The organism is Streptomyces filamentosus, assembly GCF_014654895.1.
Lineage (GTDB): Bacteria > Actinomycetota > Actinomycetes > Streptomycetales > Streptomycetaceae > Streptomyces > Streptomyces filamentosus.
Map to the genome: position 1 here is coordinate 3,747,884 of NZ_BNBE01000001.1, position 26,820 is coordinate 3,774,703.

Genomic DNA, 26,820 nt, shown 5'->3' on the forward strand with positions numbered 1-26,820 from the left:
TCCGGCGGACGTCCTGGATGCAGCAACGCTTCATCCAACCATGAAGAGACCTGTGCTGGTGCTACACGGTCACCGGCGGCCATGCTCCTCGCATGCGCCCCGCACACATCGCCCTCGCCGCCCTCGTCGCCGCGGTCTGGGGGGTCAACTTCGTCGTCATCGAGATCGGCCTCGACCACTTCCCCCCGCTGCTCTTCTCCGCCCTCCGCTTCCTCGTCGCCGCCCTCCCCGCGGTCTTCCTCGTCGGCCGCCCCAAGGTCGCCTGGAAGTGGATCGTCGCCGTCGGACTCGCCCTGGGCGTCGCCAAGTTCGGGCTGCTCTTCACCGGCATGGACCTCGGCGCCCCCGCCGGGCTCTCCTCCCTGGTCCTCCAGGTGCAGGCCGTCTTCACCGCCCTGTTCGCCTTCGCGGTCCTCGGCGAGCGCCCCGGGCGGCGCGCCGTCCTCGGCATGGGCGTGGCCCTCGCCGGCATCGCCGTCGCCGCCGTCGACGAGGGCGCCTCCGGGCCGGTCACCGGCTTCGTCCTGGTCGTCGCGGCCGCCGTCTGCTGGGGCGTCTCCAACGTCCTCACCCGCAAGGCCGCCCCGCCGGACCCGCTCAACTGGATGGTCTGGGTCAGCACCGTCCCCGTCCTGCCGCTGCTCGGCCTCTCCCTCCTCCTGGAGGGCCCCGAGCGGGACCTGGCCGCGCTGCGCTCCCTCGACTGGACCGGCGTCGGCGTCATCGTCTACGTCGCCTGGATCACCACCGTCTTCGGCTTCGGCGCCTGGGGCTGGCTGCTGCGCCGCCACCCGGCCTCCTCCGTCGCCCCCTTCTCCCTCCTCGTCCCCGTCTTCGGGATGTCCTCGGCGGCCCTCTTCCTGGGCGAGGGGATCAGCCCCCTGCGCTGGGCCGCCGCCGCGCTCCTCGTCGGCGGGGTGGCCCTGACCTCGCTGGCCCCGCGCCGCGCCGCGGCCCGGAAACCCCTGGTGCGGGAGGTCCCCGTCCCCGTATCGTCCGGGGGTCCCATCAGCGAGGAAAGGCCCGCATGACCTTCGAGAACGTGACCGTCGACGTCCCCGCCCCCGCGCCCGGAGCGCTGCTCCTGGCCGGCATCCCCGGCAGCGGCAAGTCGACCGTCTCGGCCGCCCTGGCCGCCCGCTTCGCCCGCGCCGCGCACGTCGAGGTCGACCACCTCCAGGAGCTGATCGTCAGCGGCGGCCACTGGCCGAGCCCGGACGGCGACCCCGAGGCGGACCGGCAGATCCTGCTGCGCGCCCGCAACGCCTGCCTCCTCGCGGGCAGCTTCGCCGCCGCCGGCTTCCTCCCGGTCCTGGACGACGTCGTGGTCCGCCGCTCCCACCTGGACTTCTACCGGGCCCACATGCCGGCGGCGGTCCCGCTGCACACGGTGATCCTGGCCCCCGGCCCGGACAAGGCGTGGGAGCGGAACAACGCCCGCCACAAGCGCCTCACCACCAACTGGGCCTTCCTCGACGAGGCCATGCGGGAGGAGCTCGCCGACCGGGCCCTCTGGATCGACAACGCCGACCTGACGGTGGACGAGACCGTCGACGCGGTCCTCGCGGCCACGGGCCTGACCGCCGGGTGAATCAGCCTTCGGAGCGCGGGAACCCGTCGGTCTTCACGACGATCTCGCGGCCGTCGAGGGGGAGGACCAGGTCTTCCCCGAAGGGGATCTCCTCCTGATCGGTGTAGACGCCGGTGCGGGTGGGGTTGCTGTGGACGACGCAGGAGTTGCCGGAGGGGTCGATGATCACGTAGAGCGGGATCGCGCACTCCGCGTACATCCGGAGCTTCTTCTCGAAGTCGTTGTCCCGGGTGCTGAGCGAGATGATCTCCAGGACGGCCTCAAGGCTGTGCCACTCGAAGCGGCCGCGCTTGTTCCGCTCGGAACCGGGGGCGATGATCGCCAGGTCGGGGGCATAGCCCCAGAGGCTGGACGGGAAGTCGATCATGACCTCCGAGAGGATGTCGCCGTGTCCGGCGAGCTGCTGCTCGATCTGGGGGGCGGCCCGAAGGATCACCTTCCACTGCTGCTCGCCCTGCGGCGTCATGATGATCTTTCCGTCCGTGATCTCTACGCGAAAACCTTCGGGCAGGTTGGCGTCCTCCAGGACGTCCCAGGCGCTGGACGTGTCCATCAGTGTGGTCGTCACGAGATCCTCCGTGTGTCGTCGCTCACAACGATAGCCGCCCCCTACCCCCGCGGCGGCGCCGTCGAATCCCGTACCACCAGTTCGCCCGGGACCGTCTCCGTGCCGTGCGCCGGGGCGTCCTCGGTGCCCATCGCCAGCCGCCCGGCGCGGACACCGGAGTCGTGGAGGGGGAGGCGGACGGTCGTCAGCGCCGGGACCGCGTCGACCGAGAAGGGGAGGTCGTCGAAGCCGGCCACGGAGACGTCCCCGGGGATCGACAGGCCCCGCTCCCGCAGGGCCGCGCAGACGCCGAGGGCCACCGTGTCGTTGGCGGCGACGATCGCCGTGAGCCCCGGGTCGCGGGCGAGGAGTTCGGCGACGGCCGCGTGACCGGCGGCGCGGTCGTAGGGGCCGTGCACGGTGGGGCCCTCGGCGACGCCCGCCGCCGCGAGGGCCTCCCGGTGGCCCTCCAGGCGGTGCCGGGTGGTGGTGCGGTCGGCGGGGCCCGCGACGTAACCGATCCGGGTGTGGCCGAGGCCGAGCAGGTGCTCGGTGAGCCGGCGGCCCCCGGCGCGGTTGTCGAAGACGAGCGCGGCGGTGTGCGCGTCCCCGGGCACGGGCGGGCGCCCGCACAGCACGACCCGGGTCCCGGCCTCCGCCATCCGGGCCAGTTTCGCGGCCGTCGCGGCCAGGTGCTCCGGGTCCTCCAGCGAGCCGCCCATGAGGATCACGGCGGCGGCGCGCTGCCGCTGGAGCAGCGTGAGGTAGGTGAGTTCGCGCTCGGGGGAGCCGTTGGTGTTGCAGACGACGGCCAGCTTCTCGCCGCCGGCCCGGCCCGACGCGCCCTCGCCGATGGCGCTCTGCGCGGCGCTCGCCATGATCCCGAAGAAGGGGTCGGCGATGTCGTTGACCAGCACGCCGACCAGGTCGGAGGTGGCGGCGGCGAGCGAGCTGGCGGGCCCGTTGAGGACGTAGTCCAGCTCGTCGACCGCCTTGAGGACCCGCTCGCGGGTGGAGGCGGCGACCGGGTAGTTGCCGTTGAGGACGCGGGAGACGGTCGCGGGGGAGACCCGGGCGCGGGCGGCCACGTCCGCCAGGGTGACGGTCATCGCGTGCGTACCTCCGGGGCCTTGTCCGACGTGTTGTCGGCAGGCTAGCGTCATCGCGAGCAGAAAGCGCTTTCTATCCTCGACGAGAAAGCGCTTCCTGTCCTGTTTTCACACGAGCCCGTTCTCGCCCCCGTTCTCCCACGAGAACGAGAACGAGGGCGCGCGCCCGCCGGGGAGAGGAACCCTCCATGACACGCAGGACCGTCCGCATCGCCATGAACGGCGTCACCGGGCGCATGGGCTACCGCCAGCACCTCGTCCGCTCGATCCTCGCGCTGCGCGAGCAGGGCGGCCTCGACCTCGGCGACGGCGAGGTCCTCTGGCCCGAACCGGTCCTCGTCGGCCGCCGCGAGCACGCCCTGCGCGCCCTCGCCGAGAAGCACGGCCTCACCGAGTGGTCCACCGACCTCGACGCCGTCCTCGCCGACGACACGATCGACGTCTACTTCGACGCCCAGGTCACCTCGGCCCGCGCCGACGCCCTCACCAAGGCCATCGAGGCCGGCAAGCACCTCTACACCGAGAAGCCCACCGCCGCCGACTTCGCCGGCGCCCTCGCGCTCGCCCGCCTCGCCGCCGAGAAGGGCGTCAAGCACGGCGTCGTCCAGGACAAGCTCTTCCTCCCCGGCCTGCTCAAGCTCAAGCGGCTGATCGACGGCGGCTTCTTCGGCGAGATCCTGTCCGTGCGCGGAGAGTTCGGCTACTGGGTCTTCGAGGGCGACTGGCAGGAGGCCCAGCGCCCCAGCTGGAACTACCGCTCCCAGGACGGCGGCGGCATCGTCGTCGACATGTTCCCGCACTGGGAGTACGTGCTCCACGAGCTCTTCGGCCGGGTCACCGCCGTCTCCGCCGAGATCGCCACCCACGTCCCGCGCCGCTGGGACGAGCAGGGCAAGCCCTACGAGGCGACCGCCGACGACGCCGCCTACGGCACCTTCCACCTGGAGGGCGGCGCCATCGCCCAGATCAACTCCTCCTGGGCCGTCCGCGTCAACCGCGACGAGCTCGTCGAGTTCCAGGTCGACGGCACCGAGGGCTCCGCCGTCGCCGGGCTGCGGGGCTGCCGCGTCCAGCACCGCAGCGCCACCCCCAAGCCGGTCTGGAACCCCGACCTCCCCGCCACCCACTCCTTCCGCGACCAGTGGCAGGAGGTCCCCGACAACGCCGAGTTCGACAACGGCTTCAAGGCCCAGTGGGAGCTCTTCCTCCGCCACGTCGTCCTCGACGAGCCCTACCACTGGGACCTCCTCGCCGGCGCCCGCGGCGTCCAGCTCGCCGAACTCGGCCTGAGGTCCGCCGCCGAGGGCCGCCGCCTCGACGTCCCGGAGGTGTCGCTGTGACCCTCCGCCTCCCCCTCCCGGGCGGCGCCGTGCGCGCGTACGAGCCCCGCGCCGAACCGCTCGTGCCCGCCGCGCCCGGCCCGCTCGCCTCCCGTACGGTCTTCTCCGCCGCGCACGTCGTCGCCGACCCGTACGCCGACACCACGCCCGACGGCCCCGCCGCCGTCGACTGGGACGCCACCCTCGCCTTCCGCCGCCACCTGTGGTCCCACGGCCTCGGCGTCGCGGAGGCCATGGACACCGCCCAGCGCGGCATGGGCCTCGACTGGGCGGGCGCCGCCGAACTGATCCGCCGCTCCGCCGCCGAGGCGAAGGCCGCCGGCGGCGCGATCGCCTGCGGCGTCGGCACCGACCAGCTCACCGGCCCCGCCGCGCTCGCGGAGATCCGGGCCGCCTACGAGGAACAGCTCGCCGTCGTCGAGGAGTCCGGCGCCCAGGCCATCCTCATGGCCTCCCGCGCGCTGGCCGCCACGGCCACCGGACCCGAGGACTACCTCGACCTCTACGGCCACCTGCTGCGCCAGGCCGCCGAACCGGTGGTCCTCCACTGGCTCGGTCCGATGTTCGACCCGGCCCTGGAGGGGTACTGGGGCTCCGCCGACCTCGACGCGGCCACCGAGACCTTCCTGGAGGTCATCGCCGCCCACCCCGACAAGGTCGACGGCGTCAAGATCTCCCTCCTCGACGCGGGCCGCGAGGTCGCGCTCCGCCGCCGGCTCCCCGAGGGCGTCCGCTGCTACACCGGCGACGACTTCCACTACCCGGAGCTCATCGCGGGCGACGAACAGGGCTTCAGCCACGCCCTCCTCGGCATCTTCGACCCCCTCGGCCCGCTGGCCGCCGAGGCCGTCAGGACCCTCGACACCGGCGACACGGCGGGCTTCCGCAAGCTGCTCGACCCCACGGTCGCGCTCTCCCGCCACCTCTTCGAGCCCCCGACCCGCTACTACAAGACGGGCGTCGTCCTCCTCGCCTGGCTCGCGGGCCACCAGGAGCACTTCACGATGGTCGGCGGCCTGCACTCCGCCCGCTCCCTGCCGCACCTGGCCCGCGCCTACGAACTCGCCGACGGCCTCGGCCTGTTCCCCGACCCGGCCCGCGCCGAGGCCCGGATGCGCGCCCTCCTCACCGTCCACGGAGTGCCCCAGTGAACCGCGACCGCTTCAGCATCAACCAGATGACGGTGAAGCAACTGCCCCTGCCGAAGCTGGTGGAGGAGTGCGTCCGCCTCGGCGTCCCCGGGATCGGCCTGTGGCGCGACCCGGTGAAGGAGTACGGGATCGAGGCGACGGCCCGCCTGGTGCGGGACGCGGGCCTGGCCGTCACCACCCTCTGCCGGGGCGGCTTCTTCACCACCGACGGCTGGGAGGCCGACAACCGCGCGGCGATCGACGAGGCGGCGGCGCTCGGCACCGACACCCTCGTCCTGGTCTCCGGCGGCCTGCCCGCCGGCAGCCGCGACCTGCCCGGGGCCCGCGCGCGCATCGCGGACGCCGTCGGCGCCCTCGCCCCCTACGCGGGCGAGCGCGGGGTCCGCCTCGCCATCGAGCCCCTCCACCCGATGTACGCCTCCGACCGCTGCGCGATCTCCACCCTGGACCAGGCCCTGGACATCGCCGAGCGCTTCCCGGCCGAACAGGTGGGCGTCACCGTCGACACCTACCACCTGTGGTGGGACGAGAACGCCCCCGCGGCGGTGGAGCGCGCCGCCGCCGGCGGCCGGATCCACTCCTTCCAGCTCGCCGACTGGACCACCCCCCTCCCGGAGGGCGTCCTCGACGGCCGGGGCCAGCTCGGCACCGGCGCGATCGACCTCACCTGGTGGGCGGAGCTCCTCGAACGGGTCGGCCACACGGGTCCGGTGGAGGTCGAGCTGTTCAACGACGCCCTGTGGGCGCGCGACGGCGTCGAGGTCCTGGAGGAGACCCTGGCGGCCTTCCTCAAGGTCTGATCCGTTCCCTCGCTTCGGACCACGCCCCCGCGTGTGCGGCGGGGGCCCTCCCGGCCCGGCCCCGTGTGCGGCGGGGCCGGGCTACTTCCCGCCGTCCAGCAGGTCGCCGAGGCCGCCGCCCTTCTTCGTGGCGGCGCGTTTCGTCAGGACCGCCAGGACCACCGGGACCAGGAGGTCGACCGCGCGGTTCACGGTGGCCGGGGGAAGGCCGGTGCGCTTGGCGACCGCGTGGGCGGCGGGCCTGGCCAGTTTGGCCAGGACGCCCGCCATCAGGCCGCCGGCCGCGAGGCCGCCGAACGAGGCGACGCCCTGGAGGGGCGGCTCCCCGGAGGCGACCTCGTCGACGGCGGCCTTGACCTCGTCCGTGCCGGCCGGCTCGGCCGCCGCCTGCCGCAGCTCGCCCGAGAGCTCCGAGACCGAGCCGTTCACGAGGGCCCGCGCCCCGGCGGTGTCGGTGCCGGCGAGCGTGGCGATCTCCGCCAGGCGGTCCTCGCCGAGTTCGGCCAGGACCTCGTCCTGGAAGGAGTCACTACTTTCACTCATGCCCGAAACGCTACGGTTCGTCCTTCCGTTCGGCATCCTGGCACGGGAGTCGCCCACGGTCCCGCCCCCGCTGTCGGTGCCCTTCGCTACCGTCGGTCCATGTCCAACGAGGGTCAGCCGCACCGTCCCACCGTGGTCGAGGGGGTCCTGGAGAGGATCACGTACGCCAACGAGGAGAGCGGCTACACGGTCGCCCGGGTCGACACCGGGCGGGGCGCGGGGGAGCTGCTCACCGTCGTCGGCGCGCTGCTCGGCGCCCAGCCGGGGGAGTCGCTGCGGATGGAGGGGCGCTGGGGGTCGCACCCGCAGTACGGGCGGCAGTTCCAGGTCGACAACTACACGACGGTGCTGCCCGCCACGATCCAGGGCATCCGCCGCTACCTCGGCTCCGGCCTGGTCAAGGGCATCGGCCCCGTCTTCGCCGACCGCATCACGACGCACTTCGGCCTGGAGACCCTCGACATCCTGGAGGAGTCGCCCGGCCGGCTCATCGAGGTGCCGGGGCTCGGCCCGAAGCGGACGAAGAACATCACGGCCGCCTGGGAGGAGCAGAAGGCGATCAAGGAGGTGATGGTCTTCCTCCAGACCGTGGGCGTCTCCACGTCCATCGCCGTCCGGATCTACAAGCAGTACGGCGACGACTCGATCTCCGTCGTGCGCGAGCGGCCCTACCGGCTGGCCGCCGACGTGTGGGGCATCGGCTTCCTCACCGCCGACCGCATCGCCCAGTCCGTGGGCATCCCGCACGACAGCCCCGAGCGGGTGAAGGCGGGCCTCCAGTACGCCCTCTCCCAGTCCGCCGACCAGGGCCACTGCTTCCTCCCCGAGGAACGCCTGATCGCCGACTCCGTGAAGCTGCTCCAGGTCGACACGGGGCTCGTCATCGAGTGCCTCGGCGAGCTGGCGGAGGACCCCGAGGGGGTGGTCAGGGAGGTGGTGCCGGGGCCGGAGGGGGAGCCGGTCACGGCGGTCTACCTGATCCCCTTCCACCGCGCGGAGCTCTCCCTCGCCGGGCAGCTCCGGCGGCTGCTGAGGGCCCCGGAGGACCGGATGCCCGCCTTCCGGGACGTGGCCTGGGACAAGGCGCTGGCGTGGCTCGCGGAGCGCACGGGGGCCTCCCTGGCGCCGGAACAGGAGCAGGCGGTCCGGCTGGCGCTGACGGAGAAGGTCGCGGTCCTCACCGGTGGCCCCGGCTGCGGCAAGTCCTTCACGGTCCGCTCGGTGGTGGAGCTGGCCCGGGCCAAGAAGGCCAGGGTGGTGCTGGCGGCGCCCACCGGCCGCGCGGCCAAGCGGCTCGCCGAGCTGACCGGCGCCGAGGCGTCGACCGTGCACCGGCTGCTGGAGCTGAAGCCGGGCGGGGACGCGGCGTACGACCGGGACCGGCCGCTCGACGCCGACCTCGTCGTGGTCGACGAGGCGTCCATGCTCGACCTGCTGCTCGCGAACAAGCTGGTGAAGGCCGTCGCCCCGGGCGCCCACCTGCTGCTGGTGGGGGACGTGGACCAGCTGCCCTCGGTCGGTGCGGGCGAGGTCCTGGGCGATCTCCTGGCCCCCGGGAGCCCGGTCCCGGCGGTCCGGCTGACCCGGATCTTCCGGCAGGCCCAGCAGTCCGGGGTGGTCGTCAACGCCCACCGGATCAACGAGGGCGTGCCGCCGCGCACGGACGGGCTGCCGGACTTCTTCCTCTTCGCCGAGGAGGAGACGGAGGACGCGGCGCGGGTGGCCGTCGAGGTCGCGGCCCGCCGGATTCCGGCCAGATTCGGCCTCGATCCCCGCAAGGACGTGCAGGTCCTGGCACCGATGCACCGGGGCCCGGCGGGCGCGGGCGCGCTGAACGGCCTGCTCCAGCAGGCGATCACCCCGGCCCGTCCGGACCTTCCGGAGAAGCGGTTCGGCGGCCGGGTCTTCCGCGTGGGGGACAAGGTGACCCAGATCAGGAACAATTACGACAAGGGGGCGAACGGGGTCTTCAACGGCACGGTCGGGGTGGTGACGGCGCTGGACCCCGTGGAGCAGCGGCTGACGGTCCGCACGGACGAGGACGAGGAGGTGCCGTACGGCTTCGACGAGCTGGACGAGCTGTCCCACGCGTACGCGGTCACCATCCACCGTTCGCAGGGCAGCGAGTATCCGGCGGTGGTGATCCCGGTCACCATGAGTGCGTGGATGATGCTCCAGCGGAACCTGCTCTACACGGCCGTGACCCGGGCGCGGAAGCTCGTCGTCCTGGTGGGCTCGCGCCGTGCGATCGCCCAGGCGGTCCGCACGGTGTCGGCGGGCCGGCGCTTTACCGCACTGGCCCATCGCCTCACAGGGGGCGCCCCCGTGTGAAAGATCACGGAGGGCTTCCGGAACCGGGGCGAAGGGGGCAGGATGAGCAGGTTGGCGGCACTGAGTGCCGCCGATTGGCCCAATGGCGACCCCGAGTGCACTCTCCTGAGCCGAGTGGGGGATGGTAGAGACAGTCAGGGCACCTCGAAGAAGAGGCACTACGTCGGTGAGGGATGACGTGAGCGACAACTCTGTAGTACTGCGGTACGCGGACGGTGAATACACCTACCCGGTGGTCGAGAGCACCGTCGGCGACCAGGGCTTCGACATCGGCAAGCTGCGAGCCCAGACCGGGCTGGTCACCCTGGACAGCGGATACGGCAACACCGCCGCCTATAAATCCGCCATCACCTACCTCGATGGCGAGCAGGGCATCCTGCGGTACCGCGGCTACCCCATCGAGCAGCTGGCCGAGCAGTCCACCTTCCTGGAGGTGGCCTACCTGCTGATCAACGGCGAGCTGCCGAAGGGCGAAGAGCTCTCCACGTTCCAGAACGAGATCACCCAGCACACGCTGGTCCACGAGGACGTCAAGAACTTCTTCCGCGGCTTCCCGCGGGACGCCCACCCGATGGCGATGCTGTCCTCGGTGGTCTCCGCGCTGTCCACCTTCTACCAGGACAGCCACAACCCGTTCGACGAGACGCAGCGCCACCTGTCGACGATCCGGCTGCTCGCGAAGCTCCCGACGATCGCCGCGTACGCGTACAAGAAGTCGATCGGCCACCCGTTCGTCTACCCGCGCAACGACCTCGGCTACGTCGAGAACTTCCTGCGCATGACGTTCTCGGTGCCGGCGCAGGAGTACGACCTCGACCCGGTCGTCGTCTCCGCGCTCGACAAGCTGCTCATCCTGCACGCGGACCACGAGCAGAACTGTTCGACCTCCACCGTGCGCCTGGTCGGCTCCTCGCAGGCGAACATGTTCGCCTCGATCTCGGCCGGCATCTCCGCCCTGTGGGGCCCGCTGCACGGCGGCGCCAACCAGTCGGTGCTGGAGATGCTGGAGGGCATCAAGGCCAACGGCGGCGACGTCGACTCCTTCATCCGCAAGGTGAAGAACAAGGAGGACGGCGTCCGCCTGATGGGCTTCGGCCATCGGGTGTACAAGTCCTTCGACCCGCGCGCCAAGATCATCAAGGCGGCGGCGCACGACGTCCTCTCGGCCCTCGGCAAGTCCGACGAGCTGCTGGACATCGCGCTCAAGCTGGAGGAGCACGCGCTCTCCGACGACTACTTCGTCTCGCGCAACCTCTACCCGAACGTGGACTTCTACACGGGTCTCATCTACCGCGCGATGGGCTTCCCGACCGAGATGTTCACCGTGCTCTTCGCGCTCGGCCGGCTGCCCGGCTGGATCGCCCAGTGGCACGAGATGATCAAGGAGCCGGGTTCCCGCATCGGCCGCCCGCGCCAGATCTACACGGGTGAGGTCCTCCGCGACTTCGTCCCGGTCGAGGAGCGCTGAGCCGGCCCCGCACAGGCCGGCTGGGAGCCTCCCGGACGTACAGAAGCGCCCCGCTCTCCGATCCCCCCACGGGTCGGCGAGCGGGGCGCTTCCCATATCCCCGGTGCGGATTCCCCCCACGGGATCCGGGCCGGGCGTCCGGTGCGCGGTCTGCCGGGGTACGTACGGGAGGGCCGCTCAAGCTCCCCGCTGCACGTGCCCCGGCCGCGCTTGCCTGTCGGGACGTCCCCCAAGACATCCCGGCGAACGTCCCCCAAGACGTTCTGGCATCGCCCACTTAGACTCGCGAACAGCCCAGATGGTTACCCCCCAATATCTGTGATCTAGGTCTCTTTGTGAAGGACTTGTGCGTCACACGTAGGTGAAATCAACGGAACCGCCGCAGCCGCAGGCTGTTCGTCACCACGAAGACGGACGAGAAAGCCATGGTCAGGCCCGCGATCATCGGGTTCAGCAGGCCGGCCGCGGCGAGCGGCAGGGCGGCCGCGTTGTAGCCGAACGCCCATGCGAGATTTCCCTTGATCGTCCCCAGGGTCCGGCGGGAGAGCCGGATGGCGTCGGCGGCGACCCGCAGGTCGCCCCGGACCAGGGTGAGGTCGCTCGCCTCGATCGCCGCGTCCGTGCCGGTCCCCAGGGCGAGCCCCAGATCGGCGGTGGCGAGCGCGGCGGCGTCGTTCACGCCGTCGCCGACCATCGCGACCGTACGGCCCTCGGCCTGGAGCCGCCGGACCACGCCCGCCTTCTCCTCCGGCAGCACCTCGGCGATCACCTCGTCGATGCCGACCTCGGCGGCGACGGCCTCCGCGACGGCCCGGTGGTCGCCGGTGAGCAGGACGGGCCGCAGCCCGAGGCCGCGGAGCCGGGCGACGGCCTCGGCGCTGGTGTCCTTGACGGCGTCGGCGACGGTCAGGGAGCCGCGCGCCACCCCGTCCCAGGCGACGAGCACGGCGCCGGGCTCCGCACCGGCCGGGACCGGCACCTCCTCGGCGGCGAGCAGGGCGGCCCGGCCGGCGAGGACGAGCCGGCCGTCCACGGAGCCGCGGACGCCGAGTCCGGGCACGTTCTCGAAGGTCTTGGGGACGGGCAGGGCGTCGGCGGGGACGCCGAGCCGCTCGGCGGCGCCCGCGGCCACGGCCCGGGCCACCGGGTGCTCGGAGGCGTGCTCCAGGCCCCCGGCGAGCCGCAGCAGCGTCTCCTCGTCGGTCCCGGCGGCCGGGTGGACCCCGGTGAGGGCCATCCGGCCGGTGGTGACGGTGCCGGTCTTGTCGAGGACGACGGTGTCGACCCGGCGGGTGGACTCCAGCACCTCGGGGCCCTTGATGAGGATGCCGAGCTGGGCGCCCCGGCCGGTGCCGACGAGCAGCGCGGTCGGGGTGGCCAGGCCCAGGGCGCAGGGGCAGGCGATGATGAGGACGGCGACGGCGGCCGTGAAGGCGGCGGTCGCGCCCGCGCCGGTGCCGAGCCAGAAGCCGAGGGTGGCCAGGGCGATCAGCAGGACCACGGGGACGAAGACGGCGGAGACCCGGTCGGCGAGCCGCTGCACCTCGGCCTTGCCGCTCTGCGCGTCCTCGACGAGCTTCGCCATGCGGGCGAGCCGGGTGTCGGCGCCGACCGGGCCGGCCCGCACGACGAGCCGGCCCGAGACGTTCACGCAGCCGCCCGTGACCGGGTCGCCGGGGACGACGTCGACGGGCAGGGACTCGCCGGTGAGCAGCGAGGCGTCGACGGCGGAGGAGCCCTCCTCGACGGTGCCGTCGGTGGCGACCTTCTCCCCGGGGCGCACCACGAAGAGCTCGCCCGTGCGCAGGCCGTCGACCGACACCCGCGCCTCCCGGCCGTCCCTGAGGACGGTCACGTCCTTGGCGCCCAGCTCCATCAGGGCCCGCAGGGCGGAGCCGGCCTTCCGCTTGGCACGGGCCTCCAGGTGGCGGCCGAGGAGGATGAAGGCGACGACGCCGGCGGCGACCTCCAGGTAGATCGCGGAGGAGGCGTCGGCGCGGTCCACGGTGAGGTCGAAGCCGTGGCGCATCCCGGGCGTCCCGGCGTCGCCGAGGAAGAGGGCCCACAGGGACCAGCCGTAGGCGGCGAGGGTGCCGACCGAGACCAGGGTGTCCATGGTGGCGGCGCCGTGCCGGAGGTTGGTCCAGGCGGCCCGGTGGAAGGGGAGGCCGCCCCAGACGACGACGGGGGAGGCGAGGGTGAGGGAGAGCCACTGCCAGTTGTCGAACTGGAGGGCGGGGACCATGGCGAGCAGCACCACGGGGGCGGCGAGGACGGCCGAGACGAGCAGCCGGCGGCGCAGCGCGGCGAGCTCGGGGTCGGGATCGGCGCCGGGGTCCTCCGCGGGCTCCGGCGGCGCGGGTTCCTCGGCGGTGTAGCCGGTCTTCACCACGGTGGCGATGAGCTCGTCGACGCCGACCTCGGGCGGGTGCTCGACGTGGGCCTTCTCGGTGGCGTAGTTGACGGTCGCGGTGACGCCGTCCATCCGGTTGAGCTTCTTCTCGACGCGGGCCGCGCAGGAGGCGCAGGTCATCCCGCCGATGGTCAGCTCGGTGACGGTGGTGCTGGGCATGTGCGGTTCCAAAAAGGGGAGCGGGGCCGTACCGCAACGGTACGGCCCCGCTCCGACACCGGTGCGGCGGCGGCTCAGACCAGTTCGTAGCCGGCCTCGTCGACGGCGGCGGCGACGGCCTCGCGGTCGAGCGGGGCGGCGGAGACCACGGTGACCTCGCCGGTCTTGGCGACCGCGGTGACGGAGGAGACGCCGGGGAGGGCGGAGATCTCGCCGGAGACGGCGCCCTCGCAGTGGCCGCAGGTCATGCCCTTGACCTGGTAGACGGTGGTGAGTTCGGTCTGCGTCTCGGCGGCCATGGGTTGCTCCTCTTCGGTTCGGACCCTTACGTCCGCGATGCTATACCCCTAGGGGGTATAAAATCCAGTCGGGTCCGGATCGCGTCGCGCCAGCGATCTCAGCCACGCCAGCCCCACCAGTGTCACCAGCACCAGACCGCCCACCGAGAAGAGGGTGAAGAGGTGCTCCTGCTCGGACGTGGGCTGCGGGATGTACCCCTGCGCGAAGAGCGAGCGGTCCAGGTCCGTGGTGGTCATCCGGAGCACCAGCCAGAGCGCGATCCCGTGCATCGAGTCCCAGAGCGCGTGCAGCGCCGCCACCCCCAGGTAGGCGCCGACCACCGGACCGGCGAGGCGGAAGCGGCCGTCGGGGCGGCGGAAGGAGAAGAGCACCGCGCCCGCGATCGCCGTCCACAGGCCGTGCCCGAAGGGGGCCAGCACCCCGCGGAGGATCTCCGTCTCCAGCAGGGACCGCAGGTCGATGCCGTCCATGGTGACGGCCGCGTTGAAGGCGTACCCCGCGCTCTCGAAGGCGGCGAAGCCGAAGCCGACCGTCCCGCCGAGCACCAGGCCGGCCCGCCGGCCGCGCAGGTACGGCCGGTGGCGGACGACGAACATCAGGGCCGCGAGCTTCACCGCCTCCTCGATCAGCCCCACCCCGAGGAACATCCACAGGGAGGGGTGGAGCAGGTAGTACTCCATGACCGAGGCGCCGAGGACGCCCAGGATGCCGCCGGTGACGAAGCAGCCGAGGATCACCGGGAGCCCGAGGTCGCGGCCGTGCCGCTCGTAGGCCCACAGCACGAAGACGCCCGGGACCAGGAAGCTGCCCAGCAGGATCAGGGTGGGCAGCAGGGTGGTGTTGGCGGTGGCGTAGGTGACCACCGCGGTCAGCGCCCACAGGGCCAGGCCGCCCCCCAGGCAGCGCTTCCACAGGCCGGGGCGCGGTCCGGCCTGTGCCGGAGGGGGCGGGGGCTGCGGAGGGGGCTGGGCCGTCGTCCGGTGGTCGTACATCCGCGGGCCTCCAAGTCCCTCCGCCGACAGGGCGTCTGACCGGAGCTTATGGTAAATACCCGATATGTCGCATTCGGGGAGCACGCTCGTCCTGATCATGGCGATCGCCGTCCTGGCGCCGCTGCTGGCCTACTGGACGGGGCGCCGGATCCCCGTCCCGCTCGCCGTCTTCGAGATCCTCCTCGGCATCCTCGTCGGCCCCGACGTCCTCGGCTGGGCCCGCTCCGACGAGCTGATCGACGGCCTCTCGGAGCTCGGCCTCACCATGCTGATCTTCCTGGCGGGGTACGAGATCGAGTTCGGCAAGGTCCGCGGCGACACCCTCCGCCGTTCGGTGTGGGCCTGGCTGGTCGCGCTCGCGCTCGGCCTCACCGCCGGCGTCCTGCTCGGCGGCGGCTACTCCACCGGCGTCTTCATCGGCGTGGCCCTCACCAGCACCGCCCTCGGCACCGTACTGCCCGTGCTGCGGGACTCCGGCGGGCTGCGGGGCCGCTTCGGCTCGGTCGTCATGGCCTTCGGCGCGGTCGGCGAGTTCGGGCCGATCATCGCCATGGCGCTGCTGCTCAGCGGGCGGACCGCGGCGCAGTCGACCGTGCTGCTCGCGGTCTTCGCCGCGCTCACCGTCGCCGCCGTCTACTGGGCGCTGCGGCCCCGGCCGCCGTGGTTCGCCACCGTCATCGCCAGGACCCTGCACACCAGCGGACAGTTCGCCGTCCGCTTCGTCTTCCTGCTGATCGCGCTGATGCTCGGCGCCTCGACGGCCCTCGGCCTCGACGTCCTCCTCGGCGCCTTCGCCGCCGGGCTCATCACCAGGCTCGTCCTCACCGGGGCCGCGCCCGAGGCGGGCCCGGAGATCCTGGAGAAGGTCGAGGGGGTCGGCTTCGGCTTCCTCGTGCCGGTCTTCTTCGTCGTCACCGGCATCGAGTTCGACCTGGACTCGCTGCTCTCCGGCGGCCGGTCGCTGCTGCTCCTGCCGGTCTTCCTGCTGCTCTTCCTCGTGGTGCGCGGCGGCCCGATGTGGTTCCTCGCCCCGCGCGACCTCGACCGGACGGACCGGGGCGCGCTGGTGCTGTACGGCTCCACCGCGCTGCCCCTCGTCGTCGCCATCACCACCATCGGCCTGGACGACGGGGCGCTCGCGGCGGGCGAGGCGGCGGCGCTGGTGGGCGCCGGGATGGTCTCCGTCCTGGTCTTCCCGCTGCTCGCGCTGCGGGTGCGGGCGGGCCGGGACCGGACGCCCGAGGGGGCGGAAGAGGGGGAGCCGGTCAGCGGGTCGTCGGAGGCGTGGTGAGCGCCCCGGCCGCCCCGGCGGGCACGGCCTCGCCGACGACCGGCGCCAGGTAGCGGTACATCACCTTCTTCAGCTCCTCGACGGCCGCCTCCCTGGCGGGCCCCTCGGGGGCGGCGACGACCAGTGCGAGCCCGCCCTTGAAGACGGCGAAGGCCATGTCGGCGACCCGGTCCAGGCGGTCGGCGGGGAGCGGGGGGACGGCCCGCGCGCCGATGAGCCCGCGGACCTGGGAGAGCAGCGAGGCGTGCAGCTCGTCGTGCTCCTCGGCGATCCGGCCGGGCACGTCCGAGCCGTGCATCAGGGCGAGGAAGGCCGGGTTGAGGCAGTTGAACTCGATCATCGGGTCCAGCACCGCGTCGATCAGCTCCGGCAGCGGCAGTGCCGCGTTCTCGGGGGTGAAGATCCGGCCGTGCCGCTCGCGCATCTCGTGGACGAGGCGCCCGCCGAGCTCGATGGCGATCGCCTCCTTGTTCGGGAAGTACTGGTAGAGCGTGCCGGGGGAGACCTTGGCCTCGCGGGCGATGGCGTTGGTGCTGGTGGCGGTGTAGCCGTTCGCGCAGAACACGTCCGCGGCGGCCTGGAGCAGCTGGGAGATGCGGCGCTCGCCGCGGGCCTGCCGGCGGCGCGGCTTGGGGTCCTCGGACATGTCTGTCCCCAGCCCTTCTCGATACGCGTTGACAAACACGAGAGGTCGCTCGCATTCTTTGATTACGCGAGCGATCACTCGTGTTTGCCAGTCTATGGCAATGGGCGGCCCACGCGACCTGCCGGGAAGCGAGCGCGAGGGCCATGGTGAAGGGGACACCGCGTCATGTCCGAAGTCAAGGAGAAGCCCCCCGTGCGGGGCGGCGGGGGCACGGCGCCGCCCGCGACCGGGGGATGGACGCGGTTCGTGACCGCCCGCCCCCGGCTCACCCTGCTGGTGGCCCTCGTCCTCACCGCCCTCGCGGTCCTCGCGGGCGGCGGCGTCGCCGAGCGGATGGGCAGCGGCGGCTGGGAGGACCCGGCGGCCGAATCCACCTACGCCACCGAGGCGCTGGCCCGGGAGTTCCCCGGCTCCCAGCCCAATCTGATCCTCCTCGTCGACACCGGGAAGGCGGGCGTCGACGACCCCGCCGCGGCCGCCGAGGCCCGCCGACTCACCGAGCGGCTCGCCGCCGAGCCCGGCGTCGAGGGCGTCGGCTCCTACTGGACCACCGGCTCGCCCGCGCTCCGCTCCGAGGACGGCACCCAGGCCGTCGTCGCCGCCCGGATCCCCGGCGAGGAGAAGGCCGCGGGCGAGGTCCTCGACCGGATCGCCCCGGAGTACCGGGGCACCCACGGCCCCCTGGAGGTCACCCTCGGCGGCGGCCTCGCCGTCCGCCACGAGATGCAGGAGATCATCCAGGAGGACCTGCTCCGGGCCGAGCTGATCGCCCTGCCCATCACCCTCGTCCTGCTCGTCATGGTCTTCGGCAGCGCCGTCGCCGCCCTGCTGCCGCTCGGCGTCGGCATCGTCGCCATCCTCGGGACCAACGCCGTGCTGCGCGGCATCACCGAGTTCACCGACGTCTCCGTCTTCGCACAGAACCTCACCACCGCGCTCGGCCTCGGCCTCGCCATCGACTACGCGCTCTTCGTCGTCCGCCGCTACCGCGAGGAGCTGGCCGCCGGCGCCGACCCCGCCGCCGCCGTCCGCACCACCCTGCGCACCGCCGGACGGACCGTGCTCTTCTCCGCCCTCACCGTCGCCGTCTCGCTCGCCGCCATGCTCGTCTTCCCGCAGTACTTCCTGCGCTCCTTCGCCTACGCGGGCATCGCCGTCGTCCTGCTCGCCGCGACCGCCGCCCTCACCCTGCTCCCGGCCGCCCTGGTGCTCCTCGGCCACCGGGTCGACGCCCTCGACCTGCGCCGCCTGCTGCGCCGCCGCCGCGCCCCGGGGAAGGACGCCGGGGCGGGCGGTGGCTGGTCGCGGGCCGCCGGCCTGGTGATGCGCCGGGCCCCCGTCTTCGCCGTCCTCACCACCGCCGGCCTCGTCCTGCTCGGCCTGCCCTTCCTCGGCGTGAAGTTCGGCACCGCCGACGACCGGCAGCTGCCCGCCACCGCCTCCTCCCGCGTCGTCCAGGAGGAGCTGCGCACCGGCTTTCCCGGCGACCCCGGCGGCAGCCTCACCGTCCTCGCCGAGGGCGCCGCCACCCCCGCCGAGTACACCGCCTACCGCGAGCGGATCGCCGCCCTCGACGGCGTCGTCCGGGTCGACGGCCCCGTCGTCTCCGGCACCGGCACGGGCGCCCACGCCTACTACAGCGTGCTGCCCGAGGGCTCCGCCGTCGGCGACGACGCCCAGCGCGCGGTCGGCGCGCTGCGTGCCGCGGACGCCCCCTTCACGACCTCCGTCACCGGACAGGCCGCCGTCCTCGTCGACTCCAAGGACGCCATCGGCGAGCGGCTGCCCTGGGCCGCGGCCGTCATCGTCCTCGTCACCCTGCTGCTGGTCTTCCTGCTCACCGGCAGCGTCCTCATCCCCCTCCAGGCCGTCGTCCTCAATGCCCTCAGCCTCACCGCGATGTTCGGCGCCGTCGTCTGGGTGTTCCAGGACGGCCACCTCTCCGGCCTCCTCGGCTTCACCGCCACCGGGGACATCGAGACCACGCTGCCGGTCCTCATGTTCTGCGTGGCCTTCGGCCTCTCCATGGACTACGGCGTCTTCCTGCTCTCCCGCATCAAGGAGGAGTACGACACCACCGGCGACCACGAGGGAGCCGTCCGCTTCGGCCTCGCCCGCACCGGCGGGCTCATCACCGCGGCCGCCGTCATCCTCGCCGTCGTCATGGTCGCCATCGGCACTTCCCGGGTCACCAACACCAAGATGCTCGGTCTCGGCGTCGCCCTCGCCGTCCTCATGGACGCCATGGTGGTCCGCAGCCTCCTCGTCCCCGCCGTCATGAAGCTCACCGGCCGGCTCACCTGGTGGGCCCCCGGCCCGCTGCGCCGCTTCCACGACCGCTTCGGCATCAGCGAGTCCGAGCCGCCGGCCGCCCCCGCTCCCGCTCCCGAGGGGGCGGAGGAGATACGGGAGCCCGTCGGCAGCCGGAGCTGAGACGCACCGCGGCGCCGCCCTCCGGACTCCACCGGAGGACGGCGCCGCGCGGGCCGGACGGACGGGTCAGTCGCGGCGGGCCCGGTTGCCCGGACGGTTCGCGACCCAGGCACGGACGGTGTCCGCGTACCAGAAGGGCTTGCCCCCCTCCACGTGGTCGGGCGGCGGCAGCAGCCCGTGCTTCCGGTAGGAGCGGACCGTGTCCGGCTGGACCCGGATGTGGGCGGCGATGTCCTTGTACGACCAGAGGTTCCTGTCCGTCATGCCTGTACCTCCCTCACGCCCCGTGCCGTGCAGCGGTGGCGGGGGTGCCGTTCGGGGGCGCTGCGGGCGGTGGCGTCGGTGATCACTGAGCCTGTGCCCGGAGAACGACCGGTCCGGACGGCCCGGAAGCGGCTGTCGAACGCCTGTGACGTGGAACCCGCGTAACCGAGACATGCGTGACAGAAAGGCGAAGCCCGTGACAGAAGTGACGAACGGTCACCACGGCGCGCTTCCGTGCGCCGGAGCCCCCGGCCCTGTCCCCGGCCGCCCCTCCGGTCATGCCCCCGGCCCTGTTCCCGGCCGCGCACCCGGTCGCACCCCCAGGCGCGTCCCCGTGCGCCGCCGTCCCCGCTTGCCGGCCCGTCCCGTCCTGTCCGCTCTCCCCGGTCACACCCCGCAGGAGCGGAGGTAGCCGCGGGTGCGCAGCGCGATCGGGTAGGGGGCGTCCGGCTCGCAGGGGTACATGTCCTGCTCCACGATCGCGAAGAGCTCCACGTCCAGCGCCGCCGCGGCCGCGAGCACCGGCCCCAGCTCCGGCACCCCCGCCGGCGGCTCGCACATCACGCCCCGCGCCACCGCCGGGCCGAACGGCAGCCCCTCGGCCCGCACCCCCGCCAGCACCGCCGGATCCACCTGCTTCAGATGGAGGTAGCCGATGCGCTCCCCGTAGGTCTCGATCAGCTTGACGCTGTCCCCGCCCGCGTACGCGTAGTGCCCGGTGTCCAGGCAGAGCGCCACCGCCTCCGGGTCGGTGGCGTCGAGGAAGCGGGCCACGCTCTCCTCGTCGTCGATGTGGGTGTCGGCGTGCGGATGGACCACGATCCGCAGCCCGTACCGCTCCCGCACCTCCTGGCCGAGGCGCTCGGTCAGCGTCGTCAGGTGCCGCCACTGCTCCGCCGACAGCACCCGGTCCTCCAGCACCTCACCCGTCCTGTCGTCCCGCCAGAAGGAGGGGATCACCACCAGGTGCCGGGCGCCCATCGCCTGTGCCAGCGCCGCGTTCTCCGCCACGTGCGCCCAGGTCCGCTCCCACACGGCCGGCCCGTGGTGCAGCCCGGTGAAGACGGTGCCCGCCGAGACCCGCAGCCCGCGCCGGGAGGTCTCCTCGGCGAGCAGCGCCGGATCGGTGGGCAGATAGCCGTACGGCCCCAGCTCGATCCACTCGTAGCCCGCCCCCGCCACCTCGTCGAGGAACCGCTGCCACGGCACCTGCCGGGGATCGTCGGGGAACCACACCCCCCAGGAGTCCGGGGCGGAACCGATCCGGATGCGGGAGGGCGACGGCGACGGCAACGACGGCTTCGTCATGCCAGCCACCTTGACCGCGCCCCGGACCAGCGTCAAGACGACCGCCGGTCCCGGCCACCCCCTCCAGGACCCCTCCAGGGGGCGTCCGCCGCTCGTCCGCCGCTCGTCCGGCGGCCGTCCGGTAGTCATCAGAATGTCCGGACATGTCGTTGACACGCCTCCCGACGGGCGACTAGACCTGGGAGCGGACGCCGGAGTCGAGAGGTGGCACGGGTGGAGTCGGAGCCGTACGAGCTGATCACCATGGGGCGGCTCGGCGTCGACCTCTACCCCCTCCGCAGCGGAGTCGGACTCGACCGGGTCGACACCTTCCGGCGCTTCCTCGGCGGCTCTCCGGCCAACGTCGCCGTCGCCGCCGCCCGCCTCGGCCGCCGCACCGCCCTGATCAGCCGCACCGGCGCCGACCCCTTCGGCACCTACCTCCGGCGCGAGCTCAAGGAGTTCGGGGTCGACGCCCGCTGGGTCGCCGAGGTCCCCGAGCACCCCACCCCCGTCACCTTCTGCGCCCTCTTCCCGCCCGACGACTTCCCCCTCACCTTCTACCGCCGCCCCAAGGCCCCCGACCTGGAGATCCACCCGCACGAGCTGGACCTCGACGCGGTCCGCGCCGCCCGCGTCCTGTGGACCACCGGCACCGGCCTCAGCGAGGAACCCAGCCGGGCCGCCACCCTCACCGCCCTGCGGGCCCGCTCCGGCCGCCCCCACACCGTCCTCGACCTCGACTGGCGGCCCGCCTTCTGGCCCGATCCGGCCGCCGCCCGCCCCCACTACGCCGAAGCCCTGCGGCACGCCACCGTCGCCGTCGGCAACGCCGAGGAGTGCGAGGTCGCCACCGGCGAACGCGAACCGGAGGCCGCCGCCCGCGCCCTCCTCCGCCTCCTCGCCCCCACCGGACCCGAAAGCCCCGGCGGCCCGGCCGCCGTGCCGCTCGCCGTCGTCAAACGCGGCCCCGAGGGCGTCCTCGCGCTCGCCGCGGACGGCCGCCGCGCCGCCGTGCCCCCGCTGCCCGTCGAGGTCGTCAACGGCCTCGGCGCCGGGGACGCCTTCGGCGGCGCCCTCGTCCACGGCCTCCTCGCCGGCCTCCCCCTGGAGGAGACCCTGCGCCGCGCCTCCGCCGCCGGATCCATCGTCGCGGGCCGCCTCGGCTGCGCCCCCGCCATGCCGGACGCCGCCGAGATCGACCGGGCCCTCGCCACCGGCACGGGCACCCTCCCCCCGAAGGACGACCACCCGTGACCAGCCGCCTCCACCTGCCCGCCGGGACCGCCGCCCGGGGACCGTACGCCGTGGACATCGACCCCTCCACCGCCGGATGGGACCACTGCGCGCTCCGGGTCCTCGACCTGCCGCCCGGCGGGGAGCACCGCTTCGACAGCGCGGACGCCGAGTGGGTGGTGCTTCCGCTGGCCGGTGCCTGTACCGTGCGCGTCGACGGGGAGCTTTTCGAACTCGGCGGCCGCGCAAGCGCGTTCTCCTCCGTGACCGACTTCGTCTACGTACCGCGCGACGCCCACGCCCAGATCGCCTCCGGCGCGGGGGGCCGCTTCGCTTTGGCAGGAGCGAAGTGCGGGCGACGACTCCCCGCCCGCTACGGTCCCGCGCCGGAGGTTCCCGTCGAGACCCGCGGCAGCGGCGACCGGAGCCGTACGGTGCGGAACTTCGCCGCGGCCGCCCCCGCCGGAGCCGACGAGCGGTACGGGTTCGCCTGCGACCGGCTGATCGCCGTCGAGGTCGTCACCCCCGGCGGCCACTGGTCCTCCTACCCGCCGCACAAGCACGACGAGCACCGCCCCGGCACGGAATCCGTCCTGGAGGAGATCTACTACTACGAGATCCAGGACCCGCGCGGCTACGCCTACCAGCGGATCTCGCCCTCCCGGCCCGGCGGCGCCGACCTCCTCGCCGAGGTCCGGCACGGCGACGCCGTCCTCGTCCCCGACGGCTGGCACGGCCCCTCGATCGCCCAGCCGGGCCACGACCTCTACTACCTCAACGTCATGGCCGGACCCGGCCCCGAACGGGAGTGGCGGATCAGCTTCCACCCCGACCACACGGAGGGATACGCGTGAGCGTCCGCCTCACCGGAAGCGTCCGCCTCACCGTCGCCCAGGCCCTGGTGCGCTTCCTCGCCGCCCAGCACACCGAACGCGACGGCGAGCGGCACCGGCTGATCGCCGCCACCTGGGGCGTCTTCGGCCACGGCAACGTCGCCGGGATCGGCCAGGCCCTGGTCGAGGAGGAGCACATGCCCTTCCACCAGGGCCGCAACGAACAGGCCATGGTGCACGCCGCCGTCGGCCACGCCCGCCAGACCGGCCGGCTCTCCGCGCACGCCGTCACCACCTCCATCGGCCCCGGCGCCACCAACCTCGTCACCGGCGCCGCCCTCGCCACCGTCAACCACCTCCCGGTGCTGCTGCTCCCCGGCGACACCTTCGCGACCCGCCCCGCCGACCCGGTCCTCCAGCAGCTCCAGGTGCCGTACGCCGGCGACGTCTCCGTCAACGACTGCCTGCGGCCCGTCTCCCGCCACTTCGACCGGATCGTCCGCCCCGAGGCGCTGATCCCGGCCGCGCTCGAAGCGATGCGGGTCCTCACCGACCCCGCCGCCACCGGAGCCGTCACCCTCGCCCTCCCGCAGGACGTGCAGGCGGAGGCGTACGACTGGCCCGCGGAGTTCTTCGCCGACCGCACCTGGCGGATCCGCCGCCCCTCGCCCGACGAGGCCGAACTCGACGCGGCCGTCGCCGCGCTCGCCGGCGCCGCCCGCCCGCTGATCGTCGCCGGCGGCGGCGCCAAGCACAGCCGGGCCGAGGAGGCGCTCGCCGAACTCGCCGCGTCCACCGGCATCCCCGTCGCCTCCACCCAGGCCGGCAAGGGCACCCTGCCCCACGACCACCCGCAGGACGTCGGCGCCGTCGGCCACACCGGCACCGCCGTCGCGAACCACCTGGCCCGCACCGCCGACGTCGTCCTCGGCGTCGGCACCCGGTGGACCGACTTCACCACCGCCTCCGGCACCCTCTTCGGCCACCCCTCCGTCCGCTTCGTCAACCTCAACGTCGCCGCCTTCGACGCGCACAAACAGGCCGGGCTGCCCCTGGTCGCCGACGCCCGCGAGGGCCTCGAACAGCTCCACGCGCTCCTCGACCCGCACCACGTGGCCGCGCACTACGTCCACGAGTACACCGAGGAGAAGCTCCGCTGGGAGGCCCGGGTCACCGCCGCCTGCGCCGCTCCCGACGAGACCGCCCTCCCCACCCAGGCCCAGGTCCTCGGCGTGCTCGACACCCTGGTCGACTCCACCGACATCCTGGTCAACGCCGCCGGCTCGCTCCCCGGCGACCTCCACAGGCTGTGGCGGACCCGCTCCCGCGACCAGTACCACGTCGAGTACGGCTACTCCTGCATGGGCTACGAGATCCCCGCCGCGATCGGCGTCCTCCTCGCCGCCCCCGGCCGGCCCGTCTGGGCCCTCGTCGGCGACGGGACGTACCTGATGAACCCCACCGAGATCGTCACCGCCGTGCAGGAACGCCTCCCGCTGAAGCTGGTGATCCTCCAGAACCACGGCTACGCCTCCATCGGCGGCCTCTCCGAGGCGGTCGGCGCCGAGCGGTACGGCACCGACTACCGCCTGCGGGACGCCTCGGGAGCCTTCACCGGCCCCCCGCTCCCCGTCGACCTCGGGACCAACGCGGCCTCCCTCGGGATGCGGGTGCTGCGCCCCCGCACCATCCGTGACCTGCGGGAAGCCCTCGCCGACGCCCGGAGCGCCACGGATCCCACATGTGTCTACGTCGAGACCGAAACGGCAGACAGTGTGTCGGGCCCGCCCCCGGCCCAGGCGTGGTGGGATGTGCCCGTGGCCGAGATCTCGACCCGCCCGTCGGCGGTCAAGGCCCGCGAGGAGTACGACCGGCACGTCACCGCCCGACGCCGCCATCTCTGAAGGTCCCGAAGGAGTAACACGTCATGACGAAGAGCGTCCACCACTGGATCGGTGGCAAGACCGTCGAGGGCACCTCGGGCAACTGGGGCCCGGTGACCGACCCGGCCACCGGCGCCGTCACCACGCGGGTCGCCCTCGCCTCGGTGGAGGAGGTCGACGCGGCCGTCGCCGCCGCGAAGGACGCCTTCGCCACCTGGGGCACCTCCTCGCTGGCGCAGCGCACCACGGTCCTCTTCAAGTTCCGCGCGCTGCTCGACGCCAACCGCGACGCCATCGCCGAGCTGATCGTCGCCGAGCACGGCAAGGTCCACTCCGACGCCCTCGGCGAGGTCGCCCGCGGCCTGGAGATCGTCGACCTGGCCTGCGGCATCACCACCCAGCTCAAGGGCGAGCTGTCCACCCAGGTCTCCAACCGGGTCGACGTGGCGTCCATCCGCCAGCCGGTCGGCGTCGTCGCCGGCATCACGCCCTTCAACTTCCCGGCCATGGTGCCGATGTGGATGTTCCCGATCGCCATCGCGACCGGCAACACCTTCGTCCTCAAGCCGAGCGAGAAGGACCCCTCGGCCTCCCTGAAGATCGCCGAGCTGCTCGCCGAGGCCGGCCTGCCGGACGGCGTCTTCAACGTCCTGCACGGCGACAAGGTGGCCGTCGACCGCCTCCTGGAGCACCCGGACGTCGCCGCGATCTCCTTCGTGGGCTCCACCCCGATCGCCCGCCACATCCACACCACCGCCTCCGCCAACGGCAAGCGCGTCCAGGCGCTCGGCGGCGCCAAGAACCACATGCTGGTCCTCCCGGACGCCGACCTCGACGCCGCCGCCGACGCCGCCGTCTCCGCCGCGTACGGCTCCGCCGGCGAGCGCTGCATGGCGATCTCCGCCGTCGTCGCCGTCGGCGCCATCGGCGACGAGCTCGTCGAGAAGATCCGCGAGCGCGCCGAGAAGATCAAGATCGGTCCCGGCAACGACCCGGCCTCCGAGATGGGCCCGCTCATCACGGCCGTCCACCGCGACAAGGTCGCCTCCTACGTGCACGGCGCCGAGGCCGAGGGCTGCCAGGTCGTCCTCGACGGCACCGGCTACACCGTCGAGGGCCACGAGAACGGCCACTGGATCGGCCTCTCCCTCCTCGACCACGTGCCGACCACCGCCAAGGCGTACCAGGACGAGATCTTCGGCCCGGTCCTCTGCGTGCTGCGCGCCGAGACGTACGAGGAGGGCCTCGCCCTCATCAACGCCTCGAAGTTCGGCAACGGCACCGCGATCTTCACCCGCGACGGCGGCGCCGCCCGCCGCTTCCAGCTGGAGGTCGAGGCCGGCATGGTCGGCGTCAACGTGCCGATCCCGGTGCCGGTGGGCTACCACTCCTTCGGCGGCTGGAAGGACTCGCTCTTCGGCGACCACCACATCTACGGCAACGACGGCGTGCACTTCTACACCCGCGGCAAGGTCGTCACCACCCGCTGGCCCGACCCGGCCGACGCCCCCGCCGGCGTGGACCTGGGCTTCCCGCGCAACCACTGACCCCGCGGACGTCCGACGGCCCCCGGAGCGCGCACCGCGCGCGGCCCGGGGGCCGTCGGGCCGTCCGGGCCGTGTCCTGTCCAGGCCGTGTCTTCCGGATCAGGCCGGATCAGGCCGGATCAGGAAGGCACGGCCCACGGCTCGTCGTCGAAGGACCAGGCGCGGATCGCGCACACCCCCTCGTCCGCCGCGCCCGCCGAGCGGTACGTGGCGAGCGCCGGACCGTTGTCCGTGTCCACCGGCACCCACGCCCCCGCGCAGTCCCGCTCGCGGGCGGCCGCGAGCAGCGCCTCGGTCAGCGCCCGGCCGAGCCCCCGACGCCGGTACGCCTCGTCGACCCCCAGCTCGTACAGGCACAGTTCGGCGCCCTTGTCCGGGTGGATCATCTCGATCCCCGTCACGAAACCGGCGGGGAAGCCGTCCGCCGCGTACCCGATCAGCATCAGGTGGCCGGGGGAGGCGAGGAAGCGCTCCGCCCACTCCGGCCGCGCCGGACCGTCGTACAGGTGTGCCGCCGCCAGCAGTTCGGCCACCGTCCCGGCCCGCCGGATCCCGAAACCGCCCGTTCCCGCCATGCCGCCTCCCGGCCCTCGCGTACCGCGACCGCTGTACGCGGACCGTACCGCGTACGCCTCCAGGAGGCCGCCGGTCTCCGC

Annotated in this window: 23 protein-coding genes; 13 read left to right on the forward strand and 10 right to left on the reverse strand. The window is 73.3% G+C overall.

All coding sequences use genetic code 11. The features are described 5' to 3' along the window. The first annotated feature begins 92 nt into the window (after positions 1-92). Both IE326_RS16910 and IE326_RS16915 read left to right on the forward strand, forming a co-directional pair. Positions 93-1,031, forward strand: a complete 939-nt coding sequence (locus tag IE326_RS16910; protein WP_190041921.1) for an EamA family transporter — start codon at positions 93-95, stop codon at positions 1,029-1,031. Continuing rightward, positions 1,028-1,591, forward strand: a complete 564-nt coding sequence (locus IE326_RS16915; protein ID WP_190041922.1) for an AAA family ATPase — start codon at positions 1,028-1,030, stop codon at positions 1,589-1,591. Before IE326_RS16910 ends, IE326_RS16915 begins: the two co-directional genes overlap by 4 nt. A 1-nt stretch (position 1,592) precedes the next feature. Here the strand turns inward: IE326_RS16915 and IE326_RS16920 are convergent, their stop codons facing one another. Further along, on the reverse strand, positions 1,593-2,159 hold the full coding sequence (locus IE326_RS16920; RefSeq protein ID WP_150228287.1) for a Uma2 family endonuclease: 567 nt from the start codon (positions 2,157-2,159) through the stop codon (positions 1,593-1,595). A 41-nt stretch (positions 2,160-2,200) separates the two neighbouring features. Further along, on the reverse strand, positions 2,201-3,247 hold the full coding sequence (locus IE326_RS16925) for a LacI family DNA-binding transcriptional regulator (protein ID WP_190041923.1): 1,047 nt from the start codon (positions 3,245-3,247) through the stop codon (positions 2,201-2,203). A 188-nt stretch (positions 3,248-3,435) separates the two neighbouring features. Between IE326_RS16925 and IE326_RS16930 the strand changes: the two genes are divergently transcribed. Genes IE326_RS16930 through IE326_RS16940 form a run of 3 tightly spaced genes read left to right on the forward strand, consistent with a single transcriptional unit; the run spans position 3,436 to position 6,538 of the window. Then, positions 3,436-4,587, forward strand: a complete 1,152-nt coding sequence (locus IE326_RS16930) for a Gfo/Idh/MocA family protein (protein ID WP_150228285.1) — start codon at positions 3,436-3,438, stop codon at positions 4,585-4,587. Then, positions 4,584-5,738, forward strand: coding sequence for a dihydrodipicolinate synthase family protein (locus IE326_RS16935; protein ID WP_190041924.1), 1,155 nt, complete (start codon positions 4,584-4,586; stop codon positions 5,736-5,738). Before IE326_RS16930 ends, IE326_RS16935 begins: the two co-directional genes overlap by 4 nt. 26 nt (positions 5,739-5,764) lie before the next feature. Further along, positions 5,765-6,538, forward strand: a complete 774-nt coding sequence (locus IE326_RS16940) for a sugar phosphate isomerase/epimerase family protein (RefSeq protein ID WP_150232704.1) — start codon at positions 5,765-5,767, stop codon at positions 6,536-6,538. 81 nt (positions 6,539-6,619) lie between these two features. On the opposite strand, the gene IE326_RS16945 is transcribed toward IE326_RS16940, so the two are convergent. Then, positions 6,620-7,081, reverse strand: a complete 462-nt coding sequence (locus tag IE326_RS16945; protein WP_190041925.1) for a DUF937 domain-containing protein — start codon at positions 7,079-7,081, stop codon at positions 6,620-6,622. Positions 7,082-7,180: 99 nt separating this feature from the next. On the opposite strand from IE326_RS16945, the gene recD2 reads away from it, so the two are divergent. Continuing rightward, positions 7,181-9,412: an SF1B family DNA helicase RecD2 gene (gene recD2, locus IE326_RS16950; protein ID WP_190041926.1), complete on the forward strand. Its 2,232-nt coding sequence runs from the start codon at positions 7,181-7,183 to the stop codon at positions 9,410-9,412. A 178-nt stretch (positions 9,413-9,590) separates the two neighbouring features. Next, positions 9,591-10,880: a citrate synthase gene (locus tag IE326_RS16955; RefSeq protein WP_030749912.1), complete on the forward strand. Its 1,290-nt coding sequence runs from the start codon at positions 9,591-9,593 to the stop codon at positions 10,878-10,880. A 367-nt stretch (positions 10,881-11,247) separates the two neighbouring features. Here IE326_RS16955 and IE326_RS16960 read toward each other — a convergent pair whose 3' ends face one another. The 3 genes from IE326_RS16960 to IE326_RS16970 form a co-directional block, all read right to left on the reverse strand. Next, the gene (locus tag IE326_RS16960) at positions 11,248-13,452 is read right to left on the reverse strand and encodes a heavy metal translocating P-type ATPase (protein ID WP_190041927.1); all 2,205 of its coding nucleotides are present in this window, start codon (positions 13,450-13,452) and stop codon (positions 11,248-11,250) included. Between the two features lie 74 nt (positions 13,453-13,526). Then, entirely contained in the window at positions 13,527-13,751 is a 225-nt protein-coding gene (locus IE326_RS16965; RefSeq protein ID WP_030749905.1) for a heavy-metal-associated domain-containing protein, read from the reverse strand. A gap of 48 nt (positions 13,752-13,799) precedes the next feature. Beyond that, positions 13,800-14,744: a PrsW family intramembrane metalloprotease gene (locus IE326_RS16970; protein WP_190041928.1), complete on the reverse strand. Its 945-nt coding sequence runs from the start codon at positions 14,742-14,744 to the stop codon at positions 13,800-13,802. A 64-nt stretch (positions 14,745-14,808) separates the two neighbouring features. Here IE326_RS16970 and IE326_RS16975 point away from each other — a divergent pair, with 64 nt between their 5' ends. Further along, positions 14,809-16,035 (forward strand): cation:proton antiporter, encoded by a 1,227-nt coding sequence (locus tag IE326_RS16975; RefSeq protein WP_150228279.1) that lies wholly within the window; start codon positions 14,809-14,811, stop codon positions 16,033-16,035. Here the strand turns inward: IE326_RS16975 and IE326_RS16980 are convergent. Beyond that, positions 16,010-16,681, reverse strand: coding sequence for a TetR/AcrR family transcriptional regulator (locus IE326_RS16980; protein ID WP_150228278.1), 672 nt, complete (start codon positions 16,679-16,681; stop codon positions 16,010-16,012). The two genes, IE326_RS16975 and IE326_RS16980, sit on opposite strands and share 26 nt — an antisense overlap. Positions 16,682-16,846: 165 nt before the next feature. On the opposite strand from IE326_RS16980, the gene IE326_RS16985 reads away from it, so the two are divergent. After that, the gene (locus IE326_RS16985) at positions 16,847-19,114 is read left to right on the forward strand and encodes an MMPL family transporter (RefSeq protein WP_190041929.1); all 2,268 of its coding nucleotides are present in this window, start codon (positions 16,847-16,849) and stop codon (positions 19,112-19,114) included. A 66-nt stretch (positions 19,115-19,180) separates the two neighbouring features. Here IE326_RS16985 and IE326_RS16990 read toward each other — a convergent pair whose 3' ends face one another. Continuing rightward, the gene (locus IE326_RS16990; protein ID WP_030749886.1) at positions 19,181-19,378 is read right to left on the reverse strand and encodes a helix-turn-helix transcriptional regulator; all 198 of its coding nucleotides are present in this window, start codon (positions 19,376-19,378) and stop codon (positions 19,181-19,183) included. Positions 19,379-19,765: 387 nt separating this feature from the next. Next, a complete protein-coding gene (locus IE326_RS16995) occupies positions 19,766-20,686 on the reverse strand; it encodes a sugar phosphate isomerase/epimerase family protein (protein WP_190041930.1) in 921 nt (306 codons plus the stop codon). Between the two features lie 243 nt (positions 20,687-20,929). Here IE326_RS16995 and iolC point away from each other — a divergent pair, with 243 nt between their 5' ends. Genes iolC through mmsA form a run of 4 tightly spaced genes read left to right on the forward strand, consistent with a single transcriptional unit; the run spans position 20,930 to position 26,164 of the window. Next, positions 20,930-21,922 carry a 5-dehydro-2-deoxygluconokinase gene (iolC, locus tag IE326_RS17000; RefSeq protein WP_150232702.1) on the forward strand — a complete coding sequence of 331 codons (993 nt, stop codon included), beginning with the start codon at positions 20,930-20,932 and terminating at the stop codon, positions 21,920-21,922. Further along, positions 21,919-22,755: a 5-deoxy-glucuronate isomerase gene (gene iolB / locus IE326_RS17005; protein WP_150228275.1), complete on the forward strand. Its 837-nt coding sequence runs from the start codon at positions 21,919-21,921 to the stop codon at positions 22,753-22,755. The genes iolC and iolB overlap by 4 nt, the downstream gene beginning before the upstream one ends. Further along, positions 22,752-24,638: a 3D-(3,5/4)-trihydroxycyclohexane-1,2-dione acylhydrolase (decyclizing) gene (iolD, locus tag IE326_RS17010; protein ID WP_229915370.1), complete on the forward strand. Its 1,887-nt coding sequence runs from the start codon at positions 22,752-22,754 to the stop codon at positions 24,636-24,638. The genes iolB and iolD overlap by 4 nt, the downstream gene beginning before the upstream one ends. A 23-nt stretch (positions 24,639-24,661) precedes the next feature. Then, positions 24,662-26,164 carry a CoA-acylating methylmalonate-semialdehyde dehydrogenase gene (gene mmsA / locus IE326_RS17015; RefSeq protein WP_190041932.1) on the forward strand — a complete coding sequence of 501 codons (1,503 nt, stop codon included), beginning with the start codon at positions 24,662-24,664 and terminating at the stop codon, positions 26,162-26,164. Between the two features lie 119 nt (positions 26,165-26,283). On the opposite strand, the gene IE326_RS17020 is transcribed toward mmsA, so the two are convergent. Beyond that, positions 26,284-26,739, reverse strand: coding sequence for a GNAT family N-acetyltransferase (locus IE326_RS17020; RefSeq protein WP_150228272.1), 456 nt, complete (start codon positions 26,737-26,739; stop codon positions 26,284-26,286). Positions 26,740-26,820 lie beyond the last annotated feature (81 nt).